The following is a 22274-nucleotide window of genomic DNA, read 5'->3' on the forward strand; positions in this document are numbered from 1 at the left end:
CCGCACGACGCGGGCGGACCGGTCCTTCGTGCGACGACCCTGCCACCCCGTGGGAGCGAGCCTTGGTGACGATGCGAGCGAAGTCCGGGAACCCGTCGCGGTCCGGGGGCTTCGAGCACCCGGCGGCCTTCTGGTTCGGGGTGCTGGCGTGCACCGCGGGCGTACTGCTCCACCTGCCGATGTACATCGGCGCGCGGGACATGCACTACCACTTGCGCGGGATGCGTCCGGACACGCCCATGATCGTCGGGATGGCGCTGATCGGCGTCGGGCTGGCGGCCGTGCTCTACGGGCTGATCCCGCGCGGCACCTCCGCCATCGTCGAGTCGGCCGCCCGGATCAGGGTCCGCACCCTGGACGACGCCCCGGTCAACCGGCAGCACGTGGCCCTGCTGGTGGTGATGGCACTCGCGGTGACGATCGACGTGATGAAGCCGACCGCGCTGGCCTTCGTCGCCCCCGGCTTCGCCCAGGAGTACGGCCTGAAGTCGCCCGGCAACCCGCACGGCCACACCCCGGTGTCCTGGCTGCCGCTGACCGGGATCGCCGGGACGGTGATCGGCTCGTGGCTGTGGGGGTGGCTCGGCGACCGGATCGGCCGCCGAGCCTCGATCATCCTGGCGGGCGTCCTCTTCGTCACCACCTCCATCTGCGGCGCGATGCCCGGTTTCGGCTGGAACCTTCTGATGTGCTTCTTCATGGGCATCGGCGCGGGAGGCATGCTGCCCATCACGTTCACGCTGATGGCCGAGACCATCCCGGCGCGGCACCGCGGCTGGCTGATGGTCCTGATCGGCGGCGACATCGCGGGCGCGTACGTGATCACCAGCTGGCTGTCCGGAGCGCTCACCCCCACCTACAGCTGGCGCATCCTGTGGCTGATCAGCCTGCCCACCGGGCTGCTGCTCCTGCTGCTCAACCACTGGATCCCGGAGTCGCCGCGCTACCTGCTGGCCCGCGGCAGGCGCCGGGAGGCGGACGCGGTGATGCGGCGCTACGGCGCGACCGCCGAGGAGGAGCCCGCGCGGGAGGCGGAGATCGAGCGGGACGTCGACCGCGTCGGCTGGGCCACCCTCATGCGCCGCCCGCTGGCCGCCCCGACCCTCGCGATCACCGTCCTGGGCATCGGGGTCGGCCTGATGACGTACGGCTTCCAGCTGTGGGTGCCCACGAACCTCCAGCGGCTGGGCTACTCCACGGTCAACAGCGACTACGTGATCCGCAACGCCGCGGTGCTCGGACTGCCGCTCACCGTGCTGTGCGCGTGGATGTACGGCGTGTGGGGCAGCCGGAAGACGATCGTCACCGTCACCGCGGTCACCGGCGCGACGCTGCTCGGCTTCGTGATCGCCGGCGGCTCGCTGGCCCACCACCGGCCGGCGCTGTCGCTGCTGCTCGTGGTGCCGCTGTCCGGGGTCAGCTCGGTCGTGGCGGTGGTCGCCGGGTACGCCGCCGAGATCTATCCGACGCTGGTCCGCTCCCGCGGCACCGGTCTCGCGGCCGGCATGACCAAGGCGGGCGGCGTGCTGATCCTCGCGCTCACCGTCGCGGCGGCGTCCGTGCCGTCCATCTCCCTGACCGCCCTGCTCGGCGCGGTGCCGCTGCTGCTGGCGGCCGTGCTCTTCCTGTGGATCGGCCCGGAGACCAAGGCACGGCCGCTGGAGGACATCGGCCAGGAGGTCATGCGGGGCGGTCGCGCAGGAGCCGGGTGACGAGCGTGAGCGCGGACCAGTCCAGGCGGCCGCGGCGGGCGACGGCGAACGCGCGCAGCTCGACGCGGGGCTCGGCGAGGGGGAGCAGCCGGACGGGCCCGGCGGCGCAGGGGCGCTCGGGGCCCGGGGCGTCGGGGCGGCCGGAGCCCTCGGGGCCGCCGGAACCCTCGGGGCCGCCGGAACCCTCGGGGCCGCCGGGACCTTCGGGGCCCTCGGGGAGCAGGCCCACGCCGAGTCCCGCCGCGATCATGTCCCGCACCAGGTCGAGACTGTCGGCCCGGTGGGTGACGCGCGGCGTGAAGCCGGCCATGGAGGCGAGCGTGCGGATCACCGTCTCGTCCGCGGTGTTGCGGGAGTTGACGATCCAGTCGTGATCGGCGTACCGGGCGAAGACGTCGAGCGCCGGCGCGGGGCGGGCGGGTGAGCCGGGCGGCACGGGGCCGGCGCGGCGCCGGTGCGCGCCGGCGCCGGACGCCGCGGGGACGCCCAGGCCCCAGTGGGCGGTCCACAGCGGCGTGGCGCGCACGGCGGGGTCCCGCGCGGCCGGCGCGAGGTTGTAGTCGTAGGTCAGCGCGAGGTCCACGGCGTCCTCGGCCAGCAACTGCAGCGCCTCGGCGGGTTCGTGCTCCCGGATCAGCACCCGGACCCGCGGGTGGCGCGCGGCCAGCTCCGCGACCACCGGCAGCAGGCGGGAGCCGATGGCGGTGGCGAAGCCGGCGACCCGGACCGTGCCGCTGGGCTCGGCCTCCGGGGCGAGGTCGTGCCGCGCCGCCTCGACCGAGGCGAGGATGCCCACCCCGTGCTCGGCCAGCCGCCGCCCGGCCGGGGTGAGGCGGACCCGCCGGCCGTACGGCTCGGTCAGCGGCACGCCCATCTCGCCGGACAGCGCGGCGATCTGCTGCGAGACGGTCGAGGTGGTCGTGCCCAGCGTCTCGGCCACCGCGCGCATGGACCCCAGCCGGGACAGTTCCACGAGCATCCGCAGTCGGCGTGTCTCCATCCCCCGATTGTCCAGGATCACTGAACGGAATGTTCAGTGATTCCACGTGGACGCGAACGGTCGCCGTCGCGTCTACTGGGCGCGTGAGCCTGCCGTCCGAGAATCCCGCGCACCCGTCGCGCACCCGTGCCGAAGGGTGTCTCGGGCTGCCCGGGAGGAGCCCGGCCGGGAGGGGAACGCGACTGCCCGGGAACGCGGCCGGCGCGCTGATGGCCCTGGGCTCCATGTCCACCGTGCAGCTCGGGCTGGCACTGTCGGTGCCGCTGGTGGACCGGTTGGGGCCGCTGGGGACCACGGCGCTGCGGGTCGGGTGGGCGGGCGTGCTCCTGCTGCTCCTGGTCCGCCCGCGGCTGCGGGAGTTCGGCCGGCGCGATCTGGCGGCGTGCGCGGTGCTGGGCGCGGTGAGCGCGGGCATGATGCTGTTCTTCATGCTGGCCGTGGTGCGCCTGCCGCTGGGCACCGCCAGCGCGCTGGAGTTCCTCGGCCCGCTCGCGGTGTCGCTGCGGGGCCCGGGCCGCGGCGGCGGGTACTGGGCGGTGCCGGCCGCGTGCGGCGTGCTGACGCTGACCCGGCCCTGGCACGGCGGCATCGACCTCGGCGGGGTGGGCTTCGCGCTGGCCGCCGCCGTCTGCTGGGCGTCGTACATCCTGCTCACCCAGCACGTGGGCGACCGCGTGACCGGCCTCGACGGCCTCGCGCTCTCGATGCCGGTCGCAGGCGTGCTCACCCTGGTCGTCGCCGCTCCGCGCGATCTGCACCGGGTCACCTGGCCGCTGCTGGCCGCGATGCTGGGGCTGGCCGTGCTGAGCGCGGTGCTGCCGTTCGCGCTGGAGTTCCTGGCGCTGCGACGGCTGACCGCGTCCGCGTTCGGCACCCTGATGAGCCTGGAGCCGGCCGTCGCACTGCTGGCCGGGCTGCTGGTGCTGGGCCAGCGGCCGGGCCTGATACCCGCGTGCGGCGTCCTCTTCGTGGTGGCGGCGGGAATCGGCGCGACCCGCGGCGGTGCGCGCGGGACCGCGGACGCCCCGGGCGCCGCTCCCGCGGCGCGGCAGCCGGCCCGGTCGGCTCAGCCGCCGGCCGGTTCACTCCTTGACGGCCACGAGCACGCAACTGTCGCCCACCTGCCAGACCGAGGTCACGTCCTGGAAGCCGGCGCGGCGCATCAGCCGGGCGTGGTCCTCGGCGGTGAGGCGCCAGTGGGCGGTGCGGCCGCCGCGCAGGGCCCGTTGACGCTGCTCGCGCTGGGCGAAGAGGTCGGCGAGCTGGGGGTCCTGGGCGGCGGCGTGCCACCAGGTGTGCCAGTCCTCGGCCGCCCGTGCGCCGGAGCGTTCGGCCCGGCACCGGCCGACGTGCGCGGTGAGCCGGGAGGAGGCGGCCGTGCGGGGTGGGAAGTGGTCGCCGTTGACGACGACGCCGCCGGGCCGCAGAAGCTGCGCCAACTGGCGGTAGGTGCGCAGCAGTTCGGCCTCGGGGAGGTAGTGCAGCGCGGTGGTCGACACGGCCGCGTCGAGCGGCCGTCCCAGGTCCAGCGCGTCGGCCCAGCCGTCCGCGCCGATCACGGCGTCGACGTAGCGGGCGATGTGCCCGTGGTGCGCGCGGCCGAGTTCGAGCAGGACCGGGTCCATGTCGACGGCCACGATCTCCGCTCCGGCGATCCGGGCCGCGAGCCGGGCGGCGAGCGATCCGGGGCCGCAGCCGAGGTCGAGCAGCAGGGGCGCCGCGCGGCCGGCCACGACGTGTTCGACCACGTCGGCGATGACGGTGAACCGCTCCTCGCGGTCCACGGCGTAGTGCTGCTGCTGGCGCTCCCAGCGCTCCACCCACGCCTTGGCCGCGGTCGTGCTCACACCCATGGGAGCGGCTCACCTCTTCCGTCCCTCGCTCCGCGTGCGTCCGGGAGGAGTCTACAACCGGAAACGGTTTTCATTGCGCAACGCATCACCGCAGCGTGCCGGGGCGGGGGCGGGGCGGCCCGGGCCGGGCGCTCGCCGCGCGGGCGGCCCCCGCGCGGGGGCCGCCCCCGGCACGCCCGGCGTCGTGCTCTTGCCCGGCGCGTCACTCCAGGGCGGCGAGGACGGCGATCAGCCGGTCGACCTCCTCCCGCGAGGTGTACACGTGCAGGCTCACCCGGACCGCGCCGTGCGCCGCGTCCGCGCCCGCCTGGCAGAGGCTGTCCGCCCGCACCATGAACCCGTGGCTGTACAGCACGAAGCCCAGGTCGTCCGAGGGGATCGCGCGGTGGCGGAAGGAGACGATGCCGCGGCGGCGCTGCTCGCGCGGCAGCGGCGTGTCGGCGGCCAGGCTGGTGGCGCACCCCAGGACCTCGTACGCGGGCAGGCGCCGCAGCGCGTCGGTCAGCCGGCTGGCCAGGTCCGTGGTCCAGCGGTCGATCCGTTCGGTGCCGGCGGCGTCCAGCCAGTCGAGGGCGGCTTCGAGCGAGGCGATGCCCACGGTGTTGGGCGTGCCCTCCCAGCCGCCGGGCCGCAGCGCGGGCCCGCGCGTCCCGCGCTCCCAGATCGCGCCCGTCCCCGGCAGCGCGAGCGCCTTGTGGCCGGAGAAGACCACGAAGTCCACGTCCAGCCCGCCGGAGTCGTCGGAGCCGTCCGGGCCGCCGGGCTCGCCGGAGCCGCCCGAGCCCAAGCCGCCCGAGCCGGAGCCGCCCGGGCCGCGGGGCTCCGCCCGGGCCACCCGCACCGGCAGGTGCCCGACGCTCTGCGCCGCGTCCAGGCAGATCGGCACGTCCGGGCCGACCGCCTCGCGGATGCGGCCCACGTTCATGTCGCCGCCGTAGACGTGGTGCACGTGCGTCGCCGCGACGAAGCGCAGCCGGGGCCCGGCCATGGCGCGAAGGGCCCGGTGGTCGTAGTCCCCGGACGCCTCCTGGACCGGCAGCGCCCGCACCCGTACCGCGACGCCGCGCGCCGCCAGCAGCCGCTGCGCTTCCAGCCACGGGTCGAGGTTGGCGCGGTGGTCGGCGAACGGCACCAGGATCTCGTCGCCGTCGCGCAGGATCTCGGGGAGCCAGTCGCGGGCGATGGTGCGCAGGCCCTCCGTCGTCCCGCTGGTGAAGTGCACGGCCGAGCGCTCCGGGTCCGGGTCGCCGAGGAACTCCTTGACCCGGCGGCGGGTGCGCTCCACGAGCCGCGTGGTGCGGTTCGCCCAGGGGTAGGTGCCGCGCCCGGCGTTGGCGTTGGACGTGGTCAGGTAGGAGGTGACGGCGTCCAGCACGGCCTGCGGCTTCTGCGCGGTGGCGGCGCTGTCGAGGTACGCCGTCCCGGGGTCGGCCGCGAGGATCGGGAACTGCCGCCGCAACTCCCGCTGCCACGCGTCGAGTCGGACGTCCGCGTCCGGCGGACGCGCGGTGCCGGGTGCGCCGGGAGCCGGCTTCTGACCTCCCGACTGCCCGGCCCCCGGCCGCCGTTCGCGCCCGGCGCCGGCCGGCTGCGCGCTCACTCGCGCACCAGCGGCGCGCCCGCGTCGCGCCATCCGACGATGCCACCGGCCAGGCTGCGCACGTCCGGGTGGCCCAGCCGGGTGAGCAGCGCGGCGTAGCGCAGCGACTTCTCGCCGACCGGGCAGGCCAGCAGGACCGGGCGGCTCTTGCTGAACGGCAGCCCGGTGCGCACCAGTTCGTCGAACAGCTCGTCGACGATGTTCACCGAGCCCGCGATGTGCAGCGCCGCGTAGGCGTGCGGGCCGCGCAGGTCCACCACGAGCGGGCGCGGCTCCGGCCCGGTGATCCACTCCAGCGCCTCGTCGGCCTCGACGGCCTTCGCCGTCTCCCGTGCCTCCGCCTCGCCGAGCGCCGACACCGAGGGGCCGGCCGCGGCGGGCGCCCCCAGCAGGTCGGGGCGGCGGCTGCGCACGTAGCTCAGATAGCTCTCGGCGCGGTCGCACACGATGAAGACCGCCACCCGCCGTTCGTCACCGGTGAGTTCGGCGTCCACCCCGCGCAGATGGCGGACCGCGCCGTGGTACGCGGCGCCGCCGGTGGGCCCGGAGAGCAGGCCGCAGCGGCGGATCAGGGTCAGCATGCCGTCGATGGCCTCCTGGGAGGTGACGGACTCGATCGCGTCGTAGGTGCCGGGGTCGAACAGGCCGACCTGGTGCACCTCGTCGATGGTGCGGATGCCGGGGACGAAGTCGGACTTGTCGGCGACCAGGCCGAGCACCCGCACCGAGGGGTCGCTCGCGCGCAGCACCTGCGCGACGCCGGTCGAGGACCCCGCGGTGCCGACGCAGGCGACGAACCAGTCCGGCGCCCTGCCGCCGAGGTCCGCGACGATCTCCGGGCCGGTGCCGGTCGCGTGCGCCTCGACGTTGCGCGGGTTGTAGTACTGGTCGGTGTGCAGATACGTGCTGCCCGGCTCGGACAGTGCCTGGTGGAATCGGGTCAGCGGGTCGTCGGTGTCCGTCGGGTCGAGGCACTCGCTGCGGCCCGGCAGCTCCTCGATCTCCGCGCCGAGCAGCAGGAGCAGATCCTTGACCTCGGGCACCCGCATACGGTTGGTGACGCTCTTGAACCGCAGCCCGTGCATCCCGGCCAGCAGTGCCAGCGCCTTGGCGGTGTTGCCGGAGGACAGCTCCACGACGGTGCTCTCGCGGTCCGCCGCCGCTTCCAGCAGCGGGCGCGCCATGTGCCAGGCGGGCCGGTCCTTGACCGAGCCGAACGGATTGAGCATCTCCAGCTTGGCGTACAGGTCGATGTGCCGCAGGCCGTGCACCGACGGGTCGATCCGCACCAGCGGCGTGTCGCCGATGGCGTCCACGATGCTGTCGTACCTCATGTCCGCTCCCCTCCCGCGGCCTCGGCCGGCCGAGCGTCCTCGTCCGCCGGTCGCACCGGCCCGTAATCCTCCTCGTCCACCGGCCGCACCGGCCCGTCATCCTCCTCGTCCACCGGCCAGTAGTCCTCGTCCGGGCGCCAGTGCCAGCCGTCCGCGCGCCGCCGTACGGCGACCGTGCGCGCCGTCGGCTGCCGCTGGGCGTTGTGGGCCCGGAAGTCCATCGCGTAGCCCGCGGTGTTGGCGAAGGCCAGCAGGTCCCCAGGGCGCGGCAGCCGGGGCAGGAACACCTTGCGGCGCGTCAGCAGGTCCGCCTCCAGGCAGAGGTTGCCCGCGAGGTACACCCCCGCGGCGGCTCCCGCCGGCTCGCCGCCGGGCCCGGCGGCCGGCGCCCCGCCGGCCGACCCGCCGCCCCGGGACTCCCCGTTCTGCGTCCCGCCCCGCCCGCGGGGCACGAGCACCGGGTCCACGAGCACCCCGTGCTCCTCCAGGCTGATGTCGCCGCTGTTCGCCGCGAGCCGCACGATGTGCTCCGACGGGTCGTCGGGCGAGGCGCGCACCTCCACGACCCGGGCCAGCGACAGCCCGCACTGGTCGACCAGCGCGCGGCCCGGTTCGCTGTACACCTCGTGGAGGTGCTCCAGGAGCAGCGTCGCCGCGGGCCGGCCGAAGGAGGGGGCCAGGCTGAGCAGGTCGTCGAGGTAGGCGGGCCCGGCGACCGCGCGGTGCGCCGGGTACAGCGCGGCCGAACCGCGCACCGTGCCGTGCTCGTTGCGCAGCCCGTAGCCGTGGCCGCGCCAGGCCAGCGGCGGGCGGGCGCCGCGGACCGCGTCGGTGAGGGCGGTGGTGTACCGGTCCCACTCGGCGGCGTCCTCGACGTAGCCGACGCCGAACCCGCCGCCGACGTCCACCGCGCGCGGGCTCAGGCCGTGCGCGAGGCAGGCGTCCAGCACCCTGACGCACTCCTCCAACGCGTGGACCTTCTCCTCGACGCCGACCGTGTCCAGGTGGTAGCCGACGCCCGTCAGCTCCACCGCGTCGCGGTGCCGGGCCGCCGCCGCCAGCAGCGCCTCCGCCTCCCGCACCGGTGTGCCGAAGCGGCTGCGCCGGGCCAGCACCCGCACGCCGCCGCCCGCGCGATGCCCGGACTCGAAGTCGCCGAGACGCAGCAGTACGGGCACCCGTGCGAAGCCGTGCGTGCGCACCAGGGCGGCGAGCCGTTCCAACTCCCCCGGCGAGTCGGCCTGGACGGTCGCGCCGACGCGCGCCGCCAGCCACAGGAACGCGGTGTCCTTGGGCCCGGTGGCCAGCACGCGGTCGGCGGTGAACCCGCAGCCCAGCGCGTGCGACAGCTCCCCGGCGGAGGCCGCGTCGACCCCGATCCGGCCCCCGGCGGCGGCCAACTCCCGCAGCAGCGCGGTCGAACGGTTCGCCTTGTGGGCGAAGTACACCCGGCCGGTGAGGCGGTGGCGGCGGTAGACGGCGAGGAAGCGGCCGGCGTTGTCCACGGCGCGCCGCGGCGCGAGCACGTTGAGGGGCGACCCGAGCCCGTCGACCAGCCGGTGGAGGAAAGCGCCGTCCGCCAGTAACGAGCGCAGGGGCTCCTCGACGCGCGGCCTGAGATAGAGCGGCTGCTCCAACGACGGGCTCCTCACCTCGGCGCGGTTCCGATCATTAAGTGATAATGGAAACGGAATTCACTTCAGCATGATCGGCGGGGTGAGAGCGTGTCAAGAGCGGGTGTGCCGCGCGGAGTTCGGGCGCGGACCCGCGGCCGTCGCGGCCTCGCGGTCGATGAGCGACCAGACCTGCGCGATGCGGCCGGCGCGGAACCGGTAGAAGACATGCTCGGCGAAGGCGACGCGCCGCCCGGTGGGCTCGGCGCCAAAGAACCTGCCGGTGGGCGTGCAGTCGAACCACAGGCGGCACGCCACGGTGTCGCCGTCGGTCAGCAGCAACCGCGGCTCGAAGCGCAGGTCCGGGACCGCCCGGACATCGGCCGCGATCATGTCGGCGTAACTTCGGCGGGTCAACGCCTCGTCGTTGTAGGTGAGTTCGTCGTGCACGAAGCGGTCGAGGTCGGCGAACCTGCGGTCGTTCAGCGCGTCGAGGTAGGCCAGGTAGACGGTTTCCAGTTCGGTGCGGGGCACGGGGTCTCCTCCGGGAGGTCGCGGGGACGGGACGGTCGCAGGGGTCGCGGGGGTCGCGGGGGGGTCGGACGGTCATCGTCGCGGGGGTCGGACGGTCACCGGGGATCGCGGGGGTCGGACGGCTGCGGGGCGGGAGGGCCGGCTGCGGGGCGGGCGGGCCGACTACGGGTGCAGGACGAGCTTGCCGACGTGCTCCCTGCGGGCGAGGTCGCGCTGCGCCTGGGCGGCCCGGTCCAGCGGGTACGTGGCCGCGACGACCGGCCGGACCGCGCCGCCGCGGGCCAGGTCCGCGAGCAGGGCGAAGTGCGCGGGCGTGTGCATCGCCGAGCCGATCACCTGCGCGTTGTGCAGGTAGAGCCGGCGGACGTCGAACGCCACGTCGTAGCCGCCGAGCGCGCCGGCGATCACCCACCGGCCGCCCTCCCGGAGCAACGGCAGCCCCGCGCCGACCAGTTCGCCGGCCACCACGTCCAACCCGACGTCCACACCCTGCGGCGCGGCGGCGCGGAGCTGCCCGACGAGGTCCCCGGCGCGGTCGACCACCGCGTGCGCGCCGGCCTCGCGCACCGCGCCGGCCTTGGGAGCGCTGCTGACGGCGACGACGCGCGCCCCGCGGGCGCGGGCCAGCTGCACCAGCGCGAGCCCGACGCCGCCGGAGGCGCCGGAGACCAGGGCGGTCTCCCCCGCCCGCAGCCGGCCGCGCTCGATCATCCCGAGGGCCGTGCCGTAGGCGGTCGGCAGCGTCGCGAGCTGGTCGTCGGTGAGCGGTGAGTCCGACATGTCGTGCACCCGCTCCGCCGGCGCGGTCACGTACTCCGCGTAGCCGCCGTCGCGTTCGCTGCCCATCAGCCCGACCGGGTTGGCGTCCGGCCCGTCGGCGTCGTAGACCGCCGGGTCGACCACCACACGGCGTCCCACGAGGTCCGCCGGCACGCCCGCGCCGACGACCGCGACCCGCCCTGCCGCGTCGGCGCCCTGGACCCGCGGGAAGTCGATCGGCCCGCGCCAGCCGGAGAGCGTCGTCGGCGCGCCCGGGCGGCCGTACGCCCCCTCCCGGGTCCACAGGTCCGTGTTGTTCAGCGCCGCGGCGACGACCCGGACCAGCACCTCGCCCACACCCGGGCGCGGGACGGCCACGTCCGCCTGCTGGAGGACCTCCGGCCCGCCGTGCCGCGTGATCCGCACCGCCCGCATGCGGGCGGGTACCGGGTCGGGCGCACCGCCGGGCACGCGGTCGGGCGCACCGCCCGGCGCACGGTCGGGCACGTGTTCGGTCGCGTCCATCGTCCGGACCTCCTCGCCCCGTCAGAGATATACTGTTCTGTGAACACTTCCAGCGTAACCCCACCGGCGCAGGAGGCACCCGTGCCGGAGTCCCGGCCCATGACCTCGGCGGCGCGCCGCATCGCCGCCGCCGCCGAGGAGCTGTTCTACGAGCGCGGCATCACGGCGGTGGGCGTCGATCTGATCGCCGAGCGGTCGGGCGTGACCAAGCGGACGCTGTACAACCGCTTCGGGTCGAAGGACGAGCTCGTCGCGGTCTGCCTCGCCCAGCGCGACCGGCGCTGGCGCGCGCTCGTGGACGCCGCGGTCGAGGCCGCCGACACTCCCGCCGACGCCGTCACCGCGCCTTTCGAGGCGCTGCGGACCTGGAGCCGGAGCAACGCGCGGGGCTGCGCGTTCCTCAACGCGCTGGCCGAACTCCCGGACCCCGCGCATCCCGCGCACCGCGTCGCCGCGGACCAGAAACTGTGGCTGCGCGACCTGTTCGCACGGCTCGCGGCCGAGGCGGGCTGCGCCGGCCCGGCGACCCTGGCCACCCAGCTCTTCGTCCTGCACGAGGGCGCGCTGGCCGCGCGACCCCTTCCCCTGGACACCCTCGCGACGACCACGGCGCTGGCGCGCACGCTGGTGGCCGGCGCGCTTCAGCCGGCCGAGCGGGCTCCCCTCGCGCGTTCGTAGTGCCGGCGGGCCTTCATGCGGTTGCCGCACTGGGCCATGGAGCACCAGCGGGCGCTGTTGCTCTTCGAGCGGTCGATGAGGAAGAGGGTGCACTCCTCGGCGTTCTGGCACGGCCGCAGCCGGCCGGGGCGGTGCGGGCCAGCGCATCCCAGGCGAGGACGGCCCGTACGGCCAGGGCCCGTCCGGGCGGCGTCACCAACGTCCAGGCGATGCCGGACTCGCCGGCCTCCGCGCGGTAGCCGACGCCTTCCAGCACCGGCCCGAGCGCGGCCGGCCCGGCCGACCCCTGGACCAGCGCCTGGAGCACGTCGCGGGTCCGCCGCAAAAAGACGATGTCCTCACCGTCCTCACCGCGCTCACGGTCCTCGCGGTCCTCGCGACGGTCGCGGGCCACCGGCTCTTCTACCGCGAAGCAGGGTCGCCGGACCGGCCGGTGGTCGTGCTGCTGCACGGCTTCCCGACGAGTTCGTTCATGTTCCGCGACCTGATCCCCCGGCTCGACGGCTACCGGGTGATCGCGCCGGACCACCTCGGGTTCGGGTTCTCGGACGCGCCGGGCGTCGAGGAGTTCGACTACGGCTTCGACGCCCTCGCCGACCTGACCGCCGGCCTGCTGGACCAGCTGGGCGTGCGGCGGTACGCGCTCGTCGTCCAGGACTACGGCGCCCCGATCGGCTGGCGGCTCGCCCTGCGCGACCCCGAGGCGGTGACCGCGGTGGTCACCCAGAACGGCAACGGCTACGACGACGGGTTCGTACCCTCCGGATGGCAGGCGGTCCGGGACTACCAGCGGGAGCAGTCCCCGCGGAACGAGGCGGCGCTGCGCGGCGCGTTCACCCTGGAGGCGATCCGGGCCCAGTACACCACCGGCGTCGCCGACCCCAGCGTCCTCAGCCCCGAGACCTGGACCCTGGACCACGCGCGCATCTCCCGTCCGGGCAACGCCGAGGTGCAGCTGAAGCTGTTCCTGGACTACGCGACGAACCCGCCGCTGTACCCGGCGCTGCACGACTGGCTGCGCAGCCGGCGGGTGCCGGTGCTCGCGGTGTGGGGCGACGGCGACCCCTTCTTCGGCCCGGCGGGCGCGCACGCCTTCGCCCGCGACACCGACGACGCCGAGATCCACGTCCTGACGGGCGGCCACTTCCTCCTGGAGAGCGCCGGCGAGGAGGCCGCAGCCCTGATCCGCGCCTTCCTCGCCGCGCGGCTGCCGGCGGCCTGAACGCGACGGCGGGCCGGGTGGGGGCGCCGCCCGCGCGGCGGGGCGGCGATGCGGGCGGCCAGCGACGCGGGCGGGCCGGGCCGTCCGGCCACGCCCGGTCACGCCGGGCGCGGCGAATTGCGTCCCGCACAGGGATGTCGCCGCCCCACCATGCTGGCTACCCTTGACCCCGGACTCATGGGAGCGCTCCCATGAGCCCGCGGCATCCGGTCCTCGCACTCCGGAGGACCCTCTCCCCCACGAGAGCACGGAGGACGACTGTGACACCCCTCAACCGCACCCCGCGCGCCGCCGAGGCCGCCGCGGGCGGGTCGCGGCTGCGCAAGGCCATGGCCGTCGGCCTGGCCACCGGCCTCGCCGCCGTCGGCATCGCCTTCAGCACCCAGATGAGCGCGGGCGCCGCGCCGCAGGGCAGCCTCCCGTCCGGCACCCAGTTGTACAAGGACCCCAACTCGCAGGTCGTCCGCTGGGTCGCCGCCAATCCCGGCGACTCCCGCGAGCCGGTCATCGCCCGGCGGATCGCCTCCCAGCCGCAGGCGATCTGGTTCGCCAACTACACGCCCTCCACCGTCACCAACGACGTCCGCACGGTGACCTCGGCCGCGGCCGCCGCCGGGCAGGTGCCGGTGCTGGCGGTGTACGAGATCCCCAACCGCGACTGCGGCGGCGCCTCCGCCGGCGGCGCGCCGGACCTCGCCTCGTACGACGCCTGGGTGCGCAGCTTCGCCGCCGGTCTGGGCAGCGGACAGTCGATCATCATCCTGGAGCCCGACTCGGTCTCCCTGACCACGTGCCTGTCCGCGCAGGCGCAGGCCGACCGGTTCGCCTCGCTCTCCCGGGCGGGGGCCGCCATCCACGCGGCCGCGCCCAACGCCAAGGTGTACCTGGACGGCGGCCACTCGGCCTGGAACAGTGCCTCGGAGCAGGCCAACCGGCTGCGCAGCGCCGGCATCCTGACCAACGCCGACGGCTTCTTCACCAACGTCTCCAACTTCAACACCACGGCGAACGAGGTCAACTACGCCAAGAACGTGCTGTCCGCGCTGGGCAACCCGGGCAACCTGCACGCCGTGGTGGACACCAGCCGCAACGGCAACGGCCCCGCGGGCGGCGGCGCCTGGTGCGACCCGTCCGGCCGGGCGATCGGCACGTACCCCACGACCGACACCGGTGACCCGGCGATCGACGCGTACCTGTGGGTGAAGCCTCCGGGCGAGGCGGACGGCTGCGCCGGCGCCGCGGGCACCTTCCTGCCGGACATCGCGTACGCGCTGGCCTCCGCCGGGGCGTCGGACCCGACCACGCCGCCGACCACGCCGCCGACCACTCCCCCGACCAGCACGCCCCCCACCAGCACGCCGCCGACCACTCCGCCGGCCGACGGGACCTGCTCGGTCAGCTACAAGATCGCCAGCTCGTGGAACGGCGGCTTCACCGCGGACGTCACCCTGCGCAACACCGGCAGCGCCGCCGTCAACGGCTGGACGCTGAAGTGGACCTTCGCCGGCGACCAGAAGATCAGCAACGCCTGGAACGCGAAGACCACCCAGTCCGGCGCGGCCGTGACCGCCTCCGACCTGGGCTACAACGCGTCCGTCCCGGTGGGCGGTTCGACCGGCTTCGGCTTCCAGGGCACGGGCTCCAGCACCACCGTGCCCACCGCCTTCACCCTCAACGGCACGTCCTGCAGCGTGTCCTGACGCACCGCCTGTCCGACGCGGCGGCCGGCCCGGAACGTCCCGGGCAGGCCGCCTCTTCTTCCTGCGCTGCGGGGAGGTCAGCGCTGGAGGGTGAGCAGGCCCGGTCGCCAGGGGAGCTGGTCGTAACTCCGCCGGCGCTGGGGTTCTTGCCCTGGTACAGGAGCTGCAGATTGCACGGGTCGACGGTCATGGTCTGGTCGGGGTTGCTGCGGACCAGATCGCCGTGGCTGATGTCGTTCGTCCAGGTGGCGCCGCTGTTGGCCTTGCCGGCGAAGGGGTTGCTCTCGCTGGCCGCCTGCGGCGTCCAGGTGCCGCCGAGGCTGGAGGCGGTGAAGGAGCGGAAGTAGCGCCCGTTCGCGCCCATCGCCTCGACGATCATCAGGTACTGGTTCTGGCCCTGGACCTTGTAGACCTGCACCGCCTCGAAGAGGTTCGCCTGGGAGTCGCTCATCACGGTGGTGTAGGTGGAGCCGAAGCTGGACGGGAAGTTCCCGATCGGCATGCTCGCGCGGTAGATGGAGCCGTTGTCCCCGGCGAAGAACAGGTACATGTTCTGGCCGTCGCCGATGAGCGTCTGGTCGATCGGGCCGGTGCCGGAGTTGCTGATGCTGCCGGTGAACAGCGGCTGCGGGGCGGACCAGCCGTTGGGGTTGGTCGGGTCGCTGGAGGTGCGGTAGATGAACGGCCACGTGCCCCACTGGTAGGCGAGCACCCAGATGTTCTTGGGGGCGAAGTAGAACAGGGTGGGCGCCACCGTCGACTGGCTCATCCCGGTCTGGGTGGCCGAGCCCATGTCCGACCAGTTGGTGAAGGGGGCGAAGGCCATCGATCCGTACCCGGAGCCCGAGACGTTCGAGGCGTAGACCAGGTGCTTGCCGTTGTAGACGACGTCGGTGAAGTCCTTGAGCGAGACCCACCCGTTGGCCGGCTGCGCCAGCGGCCCGGTCGAGGACCAGTGGTACGTCGACGGCAGCGTGCACGAGCCGCCGGTGCTGCCTCCGGTGGTCCCGCCGGTCGTGGTGGTGCCACCCGTGGTGGTACCGCCCGTCGTCGTGCCACCGGTCGTCGTGCCGCCCGTGGTCGTGCCCGTGGACGTGCCGCCCGAGGTGGTGGTGCCGCCGGTGCAGGCGACGCCGTTGAGGGTGAAGGCGGTGGGCACGGGGTTGCTGCCGGTGTAGGCGCCGTTGAAGCCGAAGCTCGTGGAAGCGCCGGTGGCCAGGCTGCCGTTGTACGAGGCGTTGGTCACCGTGACCTGCGCACCACTCTGGGTGTAGGAGCCGTTCCACAGCTGGGTGACGGTCTGCCCGGACGCGAAGGACCAGGCGACCTGCCAACTGCTCACCGGATCGCCCAGGTTGGTCACGTTCACGTTGGCGCCGAAGCCGCCCGACCACTGGTTGGTGATGCTGTAGTCCACCTTGCACCCGCTCGCGGCCTGCGCGGACGACGCGGTGAACGAGATGCCCGCGGCGGCCATGGCCGCCGCGACCAGGCCGATCAGCAACGGCCTGTGTTTCCTGAACAGGTGTGTGCGTGTGCGTTTCACAGAGCACTCCTCATGTCGTCGGTGGAGCGGCCGGGGCAGCGGGACGGCCGGCTCCGGCCGCCCGGATCACCCGGCGCCGAAGGCCGGCCGGGGTCAGCCGAGGGTCCATCGCTGGTTGCTGCCGCCGTTGCAGGTCCACAGTTCGACCAGCGCGCCGTTGGCCGTGGAGGCGCCGGTGACGTCCAGACACAGACCGGACTGCACGCCGGTGACGGTGCCGTCGGAGTTGAACCTCCACTGCTGGTTGGACTGGCCGTTGCACGTCCAGGTCTCCACCTTGGTGCCCGGCGACGTCTGGTTGTCGTAGGCGTCCAGGCACAGCTGACCGCCGCCGGAGGCGACCGTGAGCTGTCCGGACGAGGTGCGGGTCCAGGTCTGGTTGGCCTGGCCGCTGCAGTCCCAGATCTGCACCTGGGTGCCGGGCGTGGTCGAGGAGTTGGGCACGTCCAGGCACTTGCCCGCCCCCATGGCGCGCAGTGCGCCGGTCGACCCGCCGCCGGTGCCCCCGGTCGTGCCACCCGTCGTGCCGCCGGTGGAGCCGCCCAGCGCGGCCACCGCCGCGTTGTACGCGGGCTTCGGCTGGTAGTTGCTGTCGTACATCGTGGCCGCGCCGTACCCGGGGAAGGTGCCGGGGATCCAGGAGTGGCCGTCGTCGACGCCCCACTGGCTCACCCCCACGCAGCGCGCCACCGCCAGGCAGTCGTCGACCACGGTGGTGTAGTCGGCGGCCTGCTGCTGCAGGCTGGCGCTGGAGGCGGGCAGCTGGATCCGGTCGTCCAGCTCGGTGACGGCGACGTCCAGGCCGAGGTTCGCGAAGCGCTGCATGTTCGCGAGCATGGAGGAGGGCACCTGGCCGTCGATGAAGTGGCTCTCCAGGCCGATGCCGCCCAGCGGCACGCCCTGCGCGAGCATCGACTGCGCCAGGCTGTAGAGGGCGTTGCTCTTCGCGTTCTCGCCCTCGATGTTGTAGTCGTTGATGTACAGCTTGGCGTTCGGGTCCGCGGCGTGGGCGGTACGGATCGCGTCCGCGAGGTAGCCGGAGCCCATGGCGTTGGTGAAGGCGTCCTGACGCAGGCTGCCGTCCTCGTTGAACGGCTCGTTGATCACGTCCCAGGCGTAGATCTTGCCCTTGTAGTGGCTGACCTCGCCGGTGATGTGGGACTCCATCGCGCTCTGGACCTGGTTGGCGGGCAGGCTGCCGACCCAGCCGGGCAGCTGGGCGTGCCAGACCAGGTTGTGGCCGCGCACCCGGGCGCTGTGCGCCTGCGCCCAGGTGACGATCTGGTCGCCGGGGCCGAAGTTGAACGACCCGCGGGAGGGCTCGGTGGTGTCCCACTTCATCTCGTTGCCGGGCGTCACCATGTCGAACTGCGCGCCGGCGACCGCCATTTCGCCGCCGACGTTCAGGTCGCCGTCGGTGAGCGCGGTGCCGAAGTACTTGCCCTTGGCCTCGGCCAGCGACCGCAGCGTGGTGGCCGCGTGCGCCGGGGCGGCCGAGAGCACGGCCAGGACCGTGGCCGCCGTCACGGCCACCGCGGCGGCCAGGGCCCCCGATCGGCCGCGTGGTGTGCGGATCGTGCGCATGCCGGAAGGCATCGCGTACCTCCTTCGTGTTGCTCCTTCGTCTTTCGCGGGCGCTGCCCGGCGGGAGCGGTCGCGCGCGGGAAGCGGGCGCGCGGCCGTGCACGGTCCGGGGAGCGAGGGCTCTCGCCGGGACCGCGGTCACCCGCGGGACCGCGTACGGCCGCAAGGCTCCGGCGCGCTGCCGGAGCAGGGCGGGCGCGCCGCCGCCGGCCGCTCCGGAGCGGGGCCGGGCGCGCGGGCGGGCGCGTCCCGGGGAACCGGCATGCCGGGCGGACGCCCCGGAGGAAGAGCGTTCGCGGTGTTCGGCGGCCGGTCCTGCCGCGTGCCGCCCGCGTCCGGGCAGGCGGCTCGTGCGCCGCGCCGGGATTTGGGCGTCGACGGCCGCCCCGCGGGCGCGGTTGCCGAGCGGGCGCGGTTGCCGGGCTGCACGGCGCGCGTGGGGGCGCGCCCTGCTTCAGCGCGGCCGGCGCGCCCGGTGGTCGTGCGCCGCGCCGCCGCCGGGGGGCCGGTGCGTCCGGTCGTCGTCGAGGAGCCGGCGCACCCCGCGGGCGCCGAGGGCGGCGGCATACGGGTGTCGCCGGAACCCGCCCGGCCGGGCGGGCGTGCGGCCTCGTCCCGGCCAGGGCGGCGGCAGGCCGCGGAAGCTCTGCTGCGTCATGTGGACACTCCTGAAGCATGGGCCGCGAGCCTGATGTGAGCGCTCACAACCCGAGGTGGGGGGATGCGACGCCGAGCCGTCCCGGGACCGCGCGCGCACGGTCCGGTGAGCCGACACCGGGGTCGACACGAGGCTGACACACCTCCCGAGCCGAGCACAAGGGCCGTGCACCGGGCGATGCGACCCGGGTTGAGGACACCCGGGAAGCACCCCGGGTGACGGTTCGCTCGCACGGAGGGATTGACATCACCCCCCTCCTCCTGCACGCTGCGGTCGTTCCCCACACACACCACCTCTCCGACGGCAGGAGAAAACCCCACTGAAGTGTTAGCGCTCACATTCCGTCGAGTCGCACATCCGCCCTGCACCGACGCCTGTTCCGGGCGCCGGGGGCACCGCCGCCGCGCGGTGTCCGGATGTTCGCGCCCGGCTCCCCCCACATAAGGAGGACTCCGTGTCCGCACTCGCAATGGCCCGCCCCGGCAGACGGCTCACCCGCTGGCTGCCGGCGTTTCTGGGCGCGGTCGCCCTGATCGCCGGCGTGCTCGCCGGCACGACGTCGTCGTCCCAGGCGGCCGGGTCGCTGCCCTGCGACATCTACGCCTCGGGCGGCACCCCCTGTGTCGCCGCGCACAGCACCACCCGCGCGCTGTACTCGTCGTACAACGGCCCGCTGTACCAGGTGCGCCGCTCCTCGGACAACGCCACCAAGGACATCGGCCTGCTGTCGGCGGGCGGTTACGCCGACGCTTCCGCCCAGGACTCGTTCTGCTCCCGCACCACCTGTCTGATCACGGTCATCTACGACCAGTCCGGCCGCGGCAACAACCTCACCCAGGCCCCCGCGGGAAGCGCGGCCGGCGGCCCGGACAACCTCGCCAACGCCACCGCCGCCCCCACCACCGTCGGCGGCCACAAGGCGTACGGCGTCTTCGTCGCCCCCGGCACCGGTTACCGCGACAACCACACCAACGGCATCGCCACCGGCGACAACCCCGAGGGCATGTACGCGATCTTCGACGGCACCCACTACAACGGCGGCTGCTGCTTCGACTACGGCAACGCCGAGACCGACAGCCGCGACGACGGCAACGGCACGATGGAGGCCATCTACTTCGGCAACATCAAGGTCTGGGGCTACGGCGCCGGCAACGGCCCGTGGATCATGGCGGACCTGGAGAACGGCCTGTTCTCCGGCGTCAACCAGCACTACAACGCCAACGACCCGACGATCAACTACCGCTACACCACCGCCATCATCAAGGGCGGCCCGAACCACTGGGCCATCCGCGGCGGCAACGCCCAGTCCGGCGGGCTGTCCACCTTCTACGACGGCGTGCGGCCCAACGTCTCGGGCTACAACCCGATGAAGAAGCAGGGTGCCATCATCCTGGGCACCGGCGGCGACAACAGCAAGGGCGCCCAGGGCACCTTCTACGAAGGCGTCATGACCAGCGGCTACCCCTCCGACGCCACCGAGAACGCGGTGCAGGCGAACATCAACTCGGTGAACTACGGCAGCGGTTCCACCGGCGGGACGTCCACCGGACCGCTGCGGGCCGTCGGCGCCTGGCAAGTGCCTGGACGTGCCGAACAGCTCGGCGACCGCGGGCACCCAGGTGCAGATCTGGGACTGCAGCGGCCAGGCCAACCAGACCTGGACCCGCACCTCGTCCAACCAGCTCACGGTCGTCACCGGCGGCAGCCAGATGTGCCTGGACGCCTACGACAACCAGACCGCGCCGGGCACGAAGGTCGAGACCTGGCCGTGCAACGGCGGCGCCAACCAGCAGTGGCAGCTGAACTCCGACGGCACCGTCACCGGCCTCCAGTCCGGCCTGTGCCTCGACGTCACCGGCGCCTCCACCGCCAACGGCGCGCTCGCCGAACTGTGGACCTGCAACGGCCAGTCCAACCAGCAGTGGGCCCTGGGCTGACGCATCCGTCCGGCCGGCCGGGTGGGACGGCGGAGCCTTCGGGCCGACCGCCCCACCCGGCCGCGCCGGCGCGCCCCCGCCGCGAGGACCCGCCCATCCCCCCACCCCAACGGTTCACGGAGGTCGCTCACTGATGAACGGTCATGTTCGCGCCGCGGCAGAACGCCACCGGACGCTTCTCCTGGCGCTCGCCGGCCTGCTGCTCTCCCTGCTCGTCCCCCTGGTGTCCGCCGGGGCCGCGCCGCCGGCCGCGGCGCTCGGCAACGGCCTGGCGACGACCCCCCAGATGGGCTTCAACGACTGGAACGCCTACGGCTGCAACGTCTCCGAGTCGCTGATCAAGTCCACCGCGCAGGCGATGCACACCAACGGCATGCAGGCGGCCGGGTACACCTACGTCAACATCGACGACTGCTGGCTGACGCACTCCCGGGACTCCTCGGGCCACCTGGTGCCCGACCCCGCCAAGTTCCCCGACGGCATCAAGGGCACCGCCGACTACGTGCACTCGCTCGGCCTCAAGCTCGGCATCTACGAGGACGCGGGCACCGCCACCTGCGCCGGCTACCCCGGCAGCCTCGGGCACGAGACCACCGACGCCCAGTCGTTCGCCTCCTGGGGCGTCGACTACCTGAAGTACGACAACTGCAACAACAACGGGGTCCCGGCGCAGACCCGGTACACCGCCATGCGCGACGCCCTGGCCGCGACCGGCCGCCCCATCCTGTACAGCCTGTGCAACTGGGGCCAGGAGAACGTCTGGACGTGGGGCGCCGGCGTCGGCAACAGCTGGCGCACCACCGGCGACATCTCCGCGAGCTTCTCCAGCATGCTGTCGATCTTCCACAGCAACGTCGGCCTGGCCTCGTACGCCGGACCCGGCCACTGGAACGACCCGGACATGCTGGAGGTCGGCAACGGCTCGCTGACGGCCACCGAGGCCCGGTCGGAGTTCAGCCTGTGGGCGGAGATGGCGGCGCCGCTGATCGCCGGGACGAACATCGCCTCGGCGAGCGCCACAACGCTGTCGACCTACACCAACACCCGTGTGATCGCGGTGGACCAGGACTCCCTGGGCAAGCAGGGCGTCCTGGTCTCCTCCTCCGGGGGCCTCGACGTGCTCGCCAAGCCGCTGGCGGGCGGCGACGTGTCGGTGGCGCTGTTCAACGAGACCGGCTCCACGGCCACGATCAGCACGTCGGCCGCCGCGATCGGCAAGACGGGGGCGTCGTCCTACACGCTCACCGATCTGTGGTCCGGCGCGACGTCCAGCACCTCGGGCGCCATCAGCGCGTCCGTGCCGGCCCACGGCACGGCCATGTACCGGGTGGCGGGCGGCACCACGGGCGGCGGGGGCGGCACCGTCACGGGCGCGGTCCGCGCGGTGGGGGCGGGCAAGTGCCTGGACGTCCCCGGCTCGGCGGGCGCCGGCACGCAGGCGGACATCAGGACCTGCGACGGCGGAACCGGCCAGACCTGGACGCACAACGCGTCCAACCAGCTGACCGTCGGCGCCGGCGGCTCCCAGCTGTGCCTGGACGCGTACGACAACCAGACCGCGCCGGGCACCAAGGTGGAGGTCTGGACGTGTAACGGCCAGCCGAACCAGCAGTGGCTGGTCAACGGCGACGGCACGATCACCGGCGTCCAGTCCGGCCTGTGCCTCGACGTGACCGGCGCGTCGACCGCCGACGGCGCCCTCGTCGAGCTGTGGACCTGCAACAACCAGTCCAACCAGAAGTGGGCCCTCGGTTAGGCGGGCGTACCTCCCCCTCCCCCGCCCGGCCGCCCGGCGGTGCGGGGCGCGCGCAAGCGGCGCCCCCTCCCACCGCCGGGACGTCCGACGCCGTGCCCGCAGTGCGCAGACGCGCCGTATCAGAGGAAATCGACCCCTTTATGCGGGAGGTTGCGCTGTACCTGCCAAACCTGCACACTGCACCGGCCCGGGCGTTCCTCTCCGCCCGCGTCGCCCTTCGCCGCTCTTCTCCTGACACGGCCGTTGCCGGCACGGTCCGCACC

Annotated in this window: 16 protein-coding genes and 3 pseudogenes; 7 read left to right on the top strand and 12 right to left on the bottom strand. The window is 73.9% G+C overall.

All coding sequences use genetic code 11. From position 1 onward, the window contains the following. Positions 1–71 precede the first annotated feature (71 nt). Complete coding sequence (locus VSR01_RS06410) at positions 72–1712, top strand: MFS transporter (RefSeq protein WP_326453515.1); 1641 nt, start codon at positions 72–74, stop codon at positions 1710–1712. Here VSR01_RS06410 and VSR01_RS06415 read toward each other — a convergent pair. Then, the gene (locus VSR01_RS06415; protein WP_326448308.1) at positions 1681–2712 is read right to left on the bottom strand and encodes a LysR family transcriptional regulator; all 1032 of its coding nucleotides are present in this window, start codon (positions 2710–2712) and stop codon (positions 1681–1683) included. The two genes, VSR01_RS06410 and VSR01_RS06415, sit on opposite strands and share 32 nt — an antisense overlap. Positions 2713–3140: 428 nt before the next feature. Here VSR01_RS06415 and VSR01_RS06420 point away from each other — a divergent pair. Next, positions 3141–3632: pseudogene (locus tag VSR01_RS06420) on the top strand (EamA family transporter); the annotation flags it as partial. 162 nt (positions 3633–3794) lie between these two features. Here the strand turns inward: VSR01_RS06420 and VSR01_RS06425 are convergent. The 6 genes from VSR01_RS06425 to VSR01_RS06450 form a co-directional block, all read right to left on the bottom strand. Further along, a complete protein-coding gene (locus VSR01_RS06425; protein WP_326448309.1) occupies positions 3795–4565 on the bottom strand; it encodes a class I SAM-dependent methyltransferase in 771 nt (256 codons plus the stop codon). A 202-nt stretch (positions 4566–4767) separates the two neighbouring features. Next, positions 4768–6165 (bottom strand): aminotransferase class V-fold PLP-dependent enzyme, encoded by a 1398-nt coding sequence (locus VSR01_RS06430; RefSeq protein ID WP_326448310.1) that lies wholly within the window; start codon positions 6163–6165, stop codon positions 4768–4770. Continuing rightward, positions 6162–7499, bottom strand: coding sequence for a pyridoxal-phosphate dependent enzyme (locus VSR01_RS06435; RefSeq protein WP_326448311.1), 1338 nt, complete (start codon positions 7497–7499; stop codon positions 6162–6164). Before VSR01_RS06435 ends, VSR01_RS06430 begins: the two co-directional genes overlap by 4 nt. Then, positions 7496–9136: a Y4yA family PLP-dependent enzyme gene (locus VSR01_RS06440; protein ID WP_326448312.1), complete on the bottom strand. Its 1641-nt coding sequence runs from the start codon at positions 9134–9136 to the stop codon at positions 7496–7498. The genes VSR01_RS06435 and VSR01_RS06440 overlap by 4 nt, the downstream gene beginning before the upstream one ends. 90 nt (positions 9137–9226) lie before the next feature. Beyond that, positions 9227–9646 (bottom strand): ester cyclase, encoded by a 420-nt coding sequence (locus VSR01_RS06445; RefSeq protein WP_326448313.1) that lies wholly within the window; start codon positions 9644–9646, stop codon positions 9227–9229. A 162-nt stretch (positions 9647–9808) separates the two neighbouring features. Continuing rightward, complete coding sequence (locus VSR01_RS06450) at positions 9809–10840, bottom strand: zinc-binding dehydrogenase (RefSeq protein ID WP_326453516.1); 1032 nt, start codon at positions 10838–10840, stop codon at positions 9809–9811. Positions 10841–11029: 189 nt separating this feature from the next. On the opposite strand from VSR01_RS06450, the gene VSR01_RS06455 reads away from it, so the two are divergent. After that, positions 11030–11608, top strand: a complete 579-nt coding sequence (locus tag VSR01_RS06455; protein WP_326453517.1) for a TetR/AcrR family transcriptional regulator — start codon at positions 11030–11032, stop codon at positions 11606–11608. On the opposite strand, the gene VSR01_RS06460 is transcribed toward VSR01_RS06455, so the two are convergent. Beyond that, positions 11572–11814 (bottom strand): CGNR zinc finger domain-containing protein, encoded by a 243-nt coding sequence (locus VSR01_RS06460; RefSeq protein ID WP_326453518.1) that lies wholly within the window; start codon positions 11812–11814, stop codon positions 11572–11574. The genes VSR01_RS06455 and VSR01_RS06460 overlap by 37 nt on opposite strands. Before the next feature lie 227 nt (positions 11815–12041). Between VSR01_RS06460 and VSR01_RS06465 the strand changes: the two genes are divergently transcribed. Together VSR01_RS06465 and VSR01_RS06470 are read left to right on the top strand one after the other, a co-directional pair. Further along, entirely contained in the window at positions 12042–12830 is a 789-nt protein-coding gene (locus VSR01_RS06465) for an alpha/beta fold hydrolase (protein ID WP_326448314.1), read from the top strand. A gap of 260 nt (positions 12831–13090) precedes the next feature. After that, positions 13091–14530: a glycoside hydrolase family 6 protein gene (locus VSR01_RS06470; protein WP_326448315.1), complete on the top strand. Its 1440-nt coding sequence runs from the start codon at positions 13091–13093 to the stop codon at positions 14528–14530. 77 nt (positions 14531–14607) lie between these two features. Here VSR01_RS06470 and VSR01_RS06475 read toward each other — a convergent pair. The 4 genes and pseudogenes from VSR01_RS06475 to VSR01_RS06485 all read right to left on the bottom strand — a co-directional run. Continuing rightward, positions 14608–15659: pseudogene (locus tag VSR01_RS06475) on the bottom strand (non-reducing end alpha-L-arabinofuranosidase family hydrolase); the annotation flags it as partial. Between the two features lie 54 nt (positions 15660–15713). Further along, positions 15714–16007, bottom strand: a pseudogene (locus tag VSR01_RS37655) (cellulose binding domain-containing protein); the annotation flags it as partial. A 162-nt stretch (positions 16008–16169) separates the two neighbouring features. Beyond that, the gene (locus VSR01_RS06480; RefSeq protein ID WP_326448316.1) at positions 16170–17672 is read right to left on the bottom strand and encodes an endo-1,4-beta-xylanase; all 1503 of its coding nucleotides are present in this window, start codon (positions 17670–17672) and stop codon (positions 16170–16172) included. Positions 17673–18114: 442 nt separating this feature from the next. Next, a complete protein-coding gene (locus VSR01_RS06485) occupies positions 18115–18318 on the bottom strand; it encodes a hypothetical protein (protein WP_326448317.1) in 204 nt (67 codons plus the stop codon). A 469-nt stretch (positions 18319–18787) separates the two neighbouring features. On the opposite strand from VSR01_RS06485, the gene VSR01_RS06490 reads away from it, so the two are divergent. Together VSR01_RS06490 and VSR01_RS06495 are read left to right on the top strand one after the other, a co-directional pair. Further along, a complete protein-coding gene (locus VSR01_RS06490) occupies positions 18788–20389 on the top strand; it encodes an arabinofuranosidase catalytic domain-containing protein (RefSeq protein WP_442785652.1) in 1602 nt (533 codons plus the stop codon). Next, positions 20389–22011, top strand: coding sequence for a glycoside hydrolase family 27 protein (locus tag VSR01_RS06495; RefSeq protein ID WP_326448318.1), 1623 nt, complete (start codon positions 20389–20391; stop codon positions 22009–22011). The genes VSR01_RS06490 and VSR01_RS06495 overlap by 1 nt, the downstream gene beginning before the upstream one ends. The last annotated feature ends 263 nt before the right edge of the window (positions 22012–22274 follow it).

The organism is Actinacidiphila sp. DG2A-62, assembly GCF_035825295.1.
Lineage (GTDB): Bacteria > Actinomycetota > Actinomycetes > Streptomycetales > Streptomycetaceae > Actinacidiphila.

What these genes read in the sequence shown, in the direction of transcription:
- VSR01_RS06425 (WP_326448309.1), bottom strand. Translation starts at nt 4,565, where the DNA reads ATGGGTGTGAGCACGACCGCGGCCAAGGCGTGGGTGGAGCGCTGGGAG.
- VSR01_RS06485 (WP_326448317.1), bottom strand. Translation starts at nt 18,318, where the DNA reads ATGACGCAGCAGAGCTTCCGCGGCCTGCCGCCGCCCTGGCCGGGACGA.
- VSR01_RS06415 (WP_326448308.1), bottom strand. Translation starts at nt 2,712, where the DNA reads ATGGAGACACGCCGACTGCGGATGCTCGTGGAACTGTCCCGGCTGGGG.
- VSR01_RS06410 (WP_326453515.1), top strand. Translation starts at nt 72, where the DNA reads ATGCGAGCGAAGTCCGGGAACCCGTCGCGGTCCGGGGGCTTCGAGCAC.
- VSR01_RS06455 (WP_326453517.1), top strand. Translation starts at nt 11,030, where the DNA reads ATGACCTCGGCGGCGCGCCGCATCGCCGCCGCCGCCGAGGAGCTGTTC.
- VSR01_RS06490 (WP_442785652.1), top strand. Translation starts at nt 18,788, where the DNA reads ATGGCCCGCCCCGGCAGACGGCTCACCCGCTGGCTGCCGGCGTTTCTG.
- VSR01_RS06450 (WP_326453516.1), bottom strand. Translation starts at nt 10,840, where the DNA reads ATGCGGGCGGTGCGGATCACGCGGCACGGCGGGCCGGAGGTCCTCCAG.
- VSR01_RS06480 (WP_326448316.1), bottom strand. Translation starts at nt 17,672, where the DNA reads ATGCCTTCCGGCATGCGCACGATCCGCACACCACGCGGCCGATCGGGG.
- VSR01_RS06495 (WP_326448318.1), top strand. Translation starts at nt 20,389, where the DNA reads ATGAACGGTCATGTTCGCGCCGCGGCAGAACGCCACCGGACGCTTCTC.
- VSR01_RS06435 (WP_326448311.1), bottom strand. Translation starts at nt 7,499, where the DNA reads ATGAGGTACGACAGCATCGTGGACGCCATCGGCGACACGCCGCTGGTG.